General features: G+C 60.8%; 1 protein-coding gene. It reads left to right on the top strand.

Annotated features, from left to right (window positions below):
• Positions 1 to 620, top strand: a 620-nt coding sequence (locus Q4543_RS24410) for a DDE-type integrase/transposase/recombinase (RefSeq protein WP_303442756.1), incomplete at its 5' end; no start/stop codon positions are given.
• Positions 621 to 992 lie beyond the last annotated feature (372 nt).

The following is a 992-nucleotide window of genomic DNA, read 5'->3' as shown; positions in this document are numbered from 1 at the left end:
AGCCGAAGGTGCCGAAGCTGGCCCATGGCAGCTTCAAGGCCTACGAGCCTGGCTACCTGCATATCGACGTGAAGTATCTCCCTCGAATGGCTGACGAAACCCGCCGCCGCTATCTCTTCGTGGCCATCGACCGGGCGACGCGCTGGGTCTTCGTGCGTATCTACCCGGCGCAGGCCGCGGCCAACGCCCGCCGCTTCCTCCGCGATCTGGAGCGCGCGGCGCCAATGAAGATCACCCGGGTGCTGACCGACAACGGACGCGCCTTTACCGACCGCCTGTTCGGCCTGCGCAAGCGCATTCCCACGGGGCAGCACGAGTTCGATCAGCTCTGCACAGCTCTCGGCATCGAACACCGCCTTTCGCCGCCAATGCGGCCTCAGACGAACGGCATGGTCGAGCGCTTCAACGGGCGGATCGAGGATGTCCTGCAAAGCCATCATTTCCGGAGCGGCGAAGAACTCGAACAGACCATCCGGCGCTATGTTCACCTGTACAACAGCCAGCTACCGCAGACCGTCCTGAAAGGGCGCTCTCCCATCGCCGCCCTGAAGGAATGGCAACACGACAGACCCGACCTGTTCAGAAAACGGGTCTACAATCATCCGGGATCTGACATATAGGCTTTCCTGCTTGACAGGGTGCAATCCGAGAACCGGCTCGCGGGAGCCATGAGAGGCTGCAACTTCGAGACCGGACACACGAACGCACCTGATCAAATGCCCGATCGTGCCGAAAATCCTGTTTGCATACATGGGAGCATCCATACACGCCCGATCTGGGCAGCGACGGAGTCTTGTTGAGCCGATGAAGTGACTTTGCCTCCGAAACCGCTCTGCCCAGGATGATCCCGTTTCATTCGCCGAGGGCGGGTCTTTTTATTGCCGAGTCTTGCTGGTGCTTCTCAACTCATAGGAGCTGCACCAGCTCGTGCAGTTGCGGCTGTTGTGCGGGGTGGGTGCGCTGTGTTCAGAGCCCTGCGGCTATGGTGAGGT

The sequence above is a fragment of the Salipiger sp. 1_MG-2023 genome (assembly GCF_030547555.1).
In the GTDB taxonomy this organism is placed as follows: Bacteria; Pseudomonadota; Alphaproteobacteria; order Rhodobacterales; family Rhodobacteraceae; genus Salipiger.
This window is presented reverse-complemented; position numbering and strand designations above follow the sequence as displayed.